Source organism: Novosphingobium sp. (assembly GCF_041915465.1).
GTDB lineage: Bacteria > Pseudomonadota > Alphaproteobacteria > Sphingomonadales > Sphingomonadaceae > Novosphingobium.
The window spans coordinates 1-6,415 of sequence record NZ_JAYSBK010000140.1 but is presented as its reverse complement, the minus strand read 5'-3'; the positions used below and the strand labels follow the sequence as shown (position 1 = coordinate 6,415).

Here is a 6,415-nt window from a genome sequence, read left to right as displayed (position 1 = left end):
CGATCACCACGGCAAGGTGGACCCGGCTTGAGCGCATGTCGGCCAGCACGTCGAGCGCGCCGCGCGCCTGGGGCACGAACAGCGGCTGGCGCAGCAGGCTCTTCCAGTCCTTCGGCGCCTTGCCGCCAGCCAGGAACGGGAACACGTCCTTGATCAGCACCATGCCGACGATTTCGTCGAGCGTTTCGCCATAGACCGGCAGGCGCGAATGGCCATGTACGGAAAAGGCCGCGATTACCTCTTCCCAGGTGGCCGAAGCCGGGATGGCAATGATTTCGCCGCGCGGGATCGCCACATCGTCGGCATCGTGTTCGGAGAAGTGCAGCAGGTTGCGCAGCATCTGCCGTTCAAGCGGAGAAAGATCGCCGTTCGCCGGTTTATCACCGGCTTCTTCCTCGTGCTCATCGATGGCTTCTTCAAGCTGCGCGCGCAGGGACTGATCGGCGTCGCCGATACCGACGATCTTGCGAAGCGAACGCCACAACGAGCGGCTACTTTCCGCTTCTCCAGAATGTGGGTCGGCCATCGCCGTGAAACTGCCCTCTGTTGATCAATTGCGGCCCGGCCGTGCCCGCCAGGTTCCGGTCAATGGTCCCCATATGGATCGGCAATGCCCAAAAGGGCAAGCGCCTTTATCTCCAATGCTTCCATGGCGCGCGCATCTTCAGGCGAAATTTCGTGATCGAGCCCGGCCAGGTGGAGTAGGCCGTGAATGATGAGATGCGTCGTGTGCGCTTCAAGCGTCACGCCCTTGTCGGCCGCTTCGCGTGCGCAGGTTTCTAGCGCCAGGGCAATATCGCCGAGCAGTTCGGGCGGGCCATCGTCGTCAAGATCCAGCAGGTCCTCGCGCTCCAGCATCGGAAAGGACAGCACGTTGGTCGGCTTGTCCTTGCCGCGCCATTCGCGGTTGAGGTCCTGAACCTCGGCGTCATCGGCAAACAGCACACTCGCTGAGAGGCGGTTGTTGGCCAATTCAACGGCAAGGCGCGCCACCGCATCGGCAGCGCGCCCGGCCAAGGCTTCCCAATCCGTTTCAGGCGGCCAGGAGGCTTCGATGGAGATTTCAAGCTGGGGCATCGCGCCCCATATAGGGATCAGTTCCCCGGCTCGAAAGTCCAGGTGCAGACATCGGTGGTTTCGGTGCCGATCAGCGCGTGGAGCGTGCCGACCATGTCGCTGCCGTCACCAACCCAGTCGCGCATGTGGAAGTTGACATCGAACATCTGGCCATTGCCGCCGTCGATCTTTTCAACTTCGTCGTGCGGCTTGCCTTCGCCGTACAGCTTAACTGCCAGCTTTTCCTGATCGAAGCAGTTCATCTTCTCGACCGGTTCATAGCGCACGAGCTGCAGGCTCTTGCCATCGGGCGTGAAGTAGAACTGGACCTGAAACTTGACGCCGCCTTCGGTCACTTCACCAACCGCGAGGCGCTGCTTGTTTCCGACCCGGTCCTTTTCGACGTCGGCGATGCGCTTGACCTTGAACTGCTTGCCGGCCTTGACGACGTCATCGACCGACTGACCCCATTTGGTGGTCTTCCAGTTGGCCTGGGCCACGCCCGGTACCAACAGGGCCGCCATTGCCGCCGCAGCGACCAGATTGCGAAACTTCATGGATTTCTCCCCTCGTAGGCTTCAACGATGCGCCCGACTATAGGATGGCGCACGACATCCGCATTGGAGAAACGCGTCACCGCAATTCCTTCAACTCCCTCAAGTTTCTTGACCGCGTCGGCCAGGCCGCTCATCGCTTCGCCGCCGGGAATGTCGACCTGGCGGGGGTCGCCGCAGATCACCATCCGGCTGTTCATGCCGAAGCGGGTGAGGAACATCTTCATCTGCGCCTGCGTGGTGTTCTGCGCCTCGTCGAGGATGACGAAGGCATCGGCCAGCGTGCGGCCGCGCATGAAGGCAATCGGCGCGATTTCGATTTCGCCGCTGGCGATGCGGCGTTCGACCTGTTCGGGCGGCATGCAATCGTAAAGCGCGTCGTAAAGCGGGCGCAGGTAGGGATCGACCTTTTCCTTCATGTCGCCGGGCAGGAAGCCGAGCCGCTCGCCCGCCTCGACCGCCGGGCGCGACAGGATCAGGCGCTGGACCGAGCCGGTGATCAGCTGCGACACGGCCTGGGCCACGGCGACATAGGTCTTGCCGGTGCCCGCCGGGCCAAGCGCGAAGATCACGTCCTGGCTGGCCAGGGCCTTCATGTATTCGATCTGGGTCGCGCTGCGCGGGACGATGGTCTTCTTGCGGGTGCGGATCATCACCGAAGGCTTTTCGCCATCGCTGGTGATGATTCCTTCGAGTGTCGGTTCGGCCGACATCGCGATGATCGCCTCGACCGCGCCGGGATCGAGGTCCTGCCCCTGTATCAGGCGCTGGTGCATGGCCTTAAGCACGTCGCGGGTGCGGGCGACGGCGTCTTCCGGCCCTTCGATCTGCACCCGATTGCCGCGCGCCGAGATGTAGACCCCAAGCCGGTTTTCGAGCTGGACCAGGTTGGCGTCAAACTGCCCGAACAACGCGCCGAGGATTGTTGCCTCGTCGAATTCCAATTCGGCCCGTGCTCTGCGGGCGGCATCGGAACGGGAAGGCGCCATTTCATAGGCGCGGGCAGGTTTGCGGGCCATGCGCTCCTTTCAACTAGGCCGGAATCGGCCCCTTGAATTCAAGATAAGCGCGAGCCTGCCGCGCGCAAGCGACAGTGTTGTGACGGGTGGTGGAAAACCCCTCAGGCGTGTGCCGGATGCAACAGCCGTGCGGAAAGTGAGTTCGGACCGGCAGCAGTCAGTTCAACCTCGACCAGATCGCCGATCGCCGCCTCACCGGTAAAGTGGACCGATTGCAGCCACGGCGACTTGCCCAGCCACTGGCCCTCGTGACGGCCCTTGCGTTCGACCAGCACGGTGCAGCGCTTCCCGACCGAGGCCTGATTGAAGGCGAGTTGATCGCGGTTCAGCGCGGCTTGCAGGCGCTGCAGACGCTCGTCCATGACTTCTGCGGCAACCTGGCCGTCCATTGTCGCGGCAGGAGTGCCGGGACGGGCCGAATATTTGAAGCTGAAGCATTGGGCATAGCCGACTGCATCGACCAGCTTCAGCGTATCTTCGAACTCTGCGTCGGTCTCGCCGGGGAAGCCGACGATGAAATCGCCCGACAGCGCGATATCGGGACGCACCGCGCGGACCCGGTCGAGCACGCGCAGATAGCTGTCGGCGCTGTGGCTGCGGTTCATCGCCTTCAGCACCCGGTCATTCCCGGCCTGGACCGGCAGGTGCAGGAACGGCATCAGCTTTTCGATGTCGCGGTGGGCTTCGATCAGCCCCTCGGTCATGTCGTTGGGGTGGCTGGTGGTGTAACGGATTCGGGCAAGGCCGGGCATGGCCGCCAGCGTCTCGATCAGCTTTTCGAGGCCGCGATTGGTATCATCGCGCCATGCGTTGACATTCTGACCAAGCAGCGTGATCTCCCGCGCGCCGGCTTCGACCAATCCCTGCGCTTCGGCCACCAGATCCTTGTAAGGTCGGGAAATTTCGGCACCGCGAGTATAAGGCACCACGCAGTAGGTGCAAAACTTGTCACAGCCTTCCTGCACGGTCAGGAAGGCGCTGGGGCCAACCTTGCGGCGGGCGGGAAGCGCGGCAAACTTGGCCTCGGCCGGCATGTCGGTTTCAACCGTGCGGCGACCTTCGGCGGCTTCCGCGACCATTTCGGGCAGGCGGTGGTAGGCCTGTGGGCCGACCACCATGGAGACGGCGGGGGCGCGGCGCATGATTTCCTCACCCTCGGCCTGGGCGACGCAGCCTGCCACCGCGATCAGCGGGCTGGTGCCGTCTTCGCGCCGCCAGTCCTTCACGATCCGGCCGATATCGGAATAGACCTTTTCCGCGGCCTTTTCCCGAATGTGGCAGGTGTTAAGCACCACCAGGTCGGCCTCTTCGCCTTCGGGCGCTGGCGAGATGCCCTGTGCCCCAAGCAGTTCGGCCATGCGTTCGCCGTCATAGACGTTCATCTGGCAGCCGAAGCTCTTGACGCGGTAGGTCCTGGGGGGCGGGGTGGGGCGCATGGGAAGGGGCCGATAGGGTATTTCGCAGGAGAATTGAAGGGGTGGCGGGTTTCTGCAATGCGGATTGGCATTGAGCGCATAGGTCAGGCAGCAGGAGTCGAGTGGAGGAGGGGCGCCCCATGCGCAGAATTACTCAAGCATCGTTTGCCGCAGTTTGCTCGCTGCTTGCGAGCGGTTCCGCACTGGCGCAGGGCGGCCTCCCGACGCCGCAAATCCAGCGCTCGCCGCAGGCCGATCCGCTGATCTACGACGATCAGGTCAGGCAGCTGGATTATAACGGCCGGTTCGTGCTCGACCTCGAAGGGGTCAACCTGGGGCCGGACGATACGGCGCATCCCAGCGGTTATCGCGGCGGCTATGTCCACCTGTGGGTCCGGCGGGTCAGCGCGGGCAACCAGGCCGGACCATGGCGCAAGTGCGACGATAACGCCGATTGCTTTGTCTATGGCGGCACATCGAAGCAGCGGATTCACCTGGGAATCGGGCCGGGCTTCATTGCCGAGCCGGGTTCGCACCTGCAGTTCAAGGTGTGGATTTCGCTTGGCGCAACGAACGCCGAGGATCCGACAACGTCGGATTCGATGGCCAGCAACTGGTCGCCGGTCTTCACTGTCGACCGAGCGCAGGCCGGCGCGGTCAAGCCGCCGCCGCCCAAGGTGCTGCCGGTGATTACCAGGATTGCCCCCCAAGCGTTCGAAATCGCGCCGGGCCAGGCGCGGGACTGGACCCTGCTGGTCTATGGCCGCAATGTTTGCGGGCCGGGTTTCTTCGCGCTGTTCAACGGCGACGAGGCCAACAAGGCCGTGCCGCAGACCTGTTCGGTGATCGATGCCGATGGCGCGCACCTGCCCGATGGAATCTACCTGATGCGGGTGACCGTGCCCGAGCCCTACCGCCGCGTCGGTACCTGGCAGGTCACCTTGCGCACGCGCGAAGGGGATAGCGCACCGATGCCGCTGGAGATCAGGGGCATGAAGATGACGCCGCTACCCGATCGCGGGATCGTGCCGCCGCCGGCGGTGCAGCAGGTCAAGCCGGTAATCGTCAGGCCGCCGCGTCCGAATTGAGCCGCGTCAGGCGGTTCGTCGGCTCGTCTCGCCCAGCCGGGCCAGCATCGCTTCGCGCGCGGCGCCGGCGATGGTCTTGCGGTTGGCCAGCTGCTTGCCGTCGAGCACGGGCAGGAAGTGGATTGCAAGCTTGACCGTCCGCCCCCGCGCAAGGATGCGCAGGAAATTGTGCAGTCCGTGTTCTTCGCCCACCCAGGCGATTTCGGCGGCCTCCGTTCCGTAGTCGAGCAGCACCGGCTGGATCGCGATCCCGTCCGGCAGCGGCTCGAAAGCGGACAGCAGCGAGGATTTGAACGGCAGTAATCCCGTCCCGTCGCTGGTGGTTCCTTCGGGGAAGATCGCCAGCGCCCCGGTATCCGACAGAGCGCGGCGCACGTCTTCGACCTGGCGCGCCACGCTGGTCCGGTCGTGCCGGGCGACGAACACTGTGTCGTTCATCGCGCAGAGCCATTTCAGCAGCGGCATCGAGGCCAGGCCGTCATGACCGACGAAGGCCGTGCCGGTAGCCCAGGCCAGGGCCGGAATGTCGATCCAGCTGACATGGTTGACGAGCAGGAATGCACCACGATGCACCTTCTCGCCGCGATACGAAAGCTCGACCCCGGCAAGCCATGCCACCCCGCCAAGGAACACGCGCGGTACCGGGTTGTGCAGGCGGAGCAAGTGGAAGACGTAATAAAGCGGCAGGCACGCCAGCAACAGTACCAGCATTCCAATCAGACGCAGGATGATCCGCAGCCGGCCGACCGGCGAAATGCTCTGCGGCAGGGCAGCAGCGACCGCCATCAACCGTCGCGTTCGATCCGCACGCCGTACAGTTCCATGCGGTGATCGACCAGGCGGTAGCCAAGCCGTTCGGCGATCTGGCGTTGCAGGGCTTCGAGTTCGGGATCGACGAACTCGATCACCTTGCCCGATTCGACGTCGATCATGTGATCATGGTGTGCTTCGGGCGCGGCTTCATAGCGCGAGCGGCCGTCACCAAAGTCATGGCGGTCGAGAATTCCGGCCTCTTCGAACAGGCGGACGGTGCGATAAACCGTGGCAATCGAAATGCGCGGATCGACTGCAACGGCGCGCTCGTGCAGCTTTTCCACGTCGGGATGATCGGTGCTTTCGGACAGGACCCGGGCAATCACACGGCGCTGTTCGGTTATGCGCAATCCGCGCTCTACGCATAGCGCTTCGATGTCGATGGCCTGATGCACGTAACTATCCGTCAGAAAAGGAACACCCCGCCGATCATAAACCGGCGGGGCGATTCTTCAACTGCAACTCAATTG

At 63.6% G+C, this 6,415-nt stretch carries 8 protein-coding genes; 1 reads left to right on the top strand and 7 read right to left on the bottom strand.

Annotation, left to right across the window (positions count from 1 at the left end; translation table 11 throughout):
* The 5 genes from ACE3SN_RS15810 to miaB form a co-directional block, all read right to left on the bottom strand.
* A partial coding sequence (locus ACE3SN_RS15810) for a CBS domain-containing protein (protein ID WP_374531634.1) occupies positions 1-526 on the bottom strand: 526 nt, incomplete at its 3' end.
* Between the two features lie 59 nt (positions 527-585).
* On the bottom strand, positions 586-1,077 hold the full coding sequence (gene ybeY, locus ACE3SN_RS15805; protein WP_374531632.1) for an rRNA maturation RNase YbeY: 492 nt from the start codon (positions 1,075-1,077) through the stop codon (positions 586-588).
* A 17-nt stretch (positions 1,078-1,094) separates the two neighbouring features.
* Entirely contained in the window at positions 1,095-1,613 is a 519-nt protein-coding gene (locus ACE3SN_RS15800; protein WP_374531631.1) for a hypothetical protein, read from the bottom strand.
* Positions 1,610-2,629 carry a PhoH family protein gene (locus ACE3SN_RS15795; RefSeq protein WP_374531629.1) on the bottom strand — a complete coding sequence of 340 codons (1,020 nt, stop codon included), beginning with the start codon at positions 2,627-2,629 and terminating at the stop codon, positions 1,610-1,612. The genes ACE3SN_RS15800 and ACE3SN_RS15795 overlap by 4 nt, the downstream gene beginning before the upstream one ends.
* 101 nt (positions 2,630-2,730) lie before the next feature.
* Positions 2,731-4,065 carry a tRNA (N6-isopentenyl adenosine(37)-C2)-methylthiotransferase MiaB gene (gene miaB, locus ACE3SN_RS15790; RefSeq protein WP_374531626.1) on the bottom strand — a complete coding sequence of 445 codons (1,335 nt, stop codon included), beginning with the start codon at positions 4,063-4,065 and terminating at the stop codon, positions 2,731-2,733.
* A 119-nt stretch (positions 4,066-4,184) separates the two neighbouring features.
* On the opposite strand from miaB, the gene ACE3SN_RS15785 reads away from it, so the two are divergent.
* Positions 4,185-5,132 (top strand): hypothetical protein, encoded by a 948-nt coding sequence (locus ACE3SN_RS15785; RefSeq protein WP_374531624.1) that lies wholly within the window; start codon positions 4,185-4,187, stop codon positions 5,130-5,132.
* Positions 5,133-5,138: 6 nt separating this feature from the next.
* On the opposite strand, the gene ACE3SN_RS15780 is transcribed toward ACE3SN_RS15785, so the two are convergent.
* Entirely contained in the window at positions 5,139-5,918 is a 780-nt protein-coding gene (locus ACE3SN_RS15780; RefSeq protein WP_374531623.1) for a lysophospholipid acyltransferase family protein, read from the bottom strand.
* Entirely contained in the window at positions 5,918-6,340 is a 423-nt protein-coding gene (locus tag ACE3SN_RS15775) for a Fur family transcriptional regulator (protein ID WP_374531621.1), read from the bottom strand. The genes ACE3SN_RS15780 and ACE3SN_RS15775 overlap by 1 nt, the downstream gene beginning before the upstream one ends.
* Between the last annotated feature and the right edge of the window lie 75 nt (positions 6,341-6,415).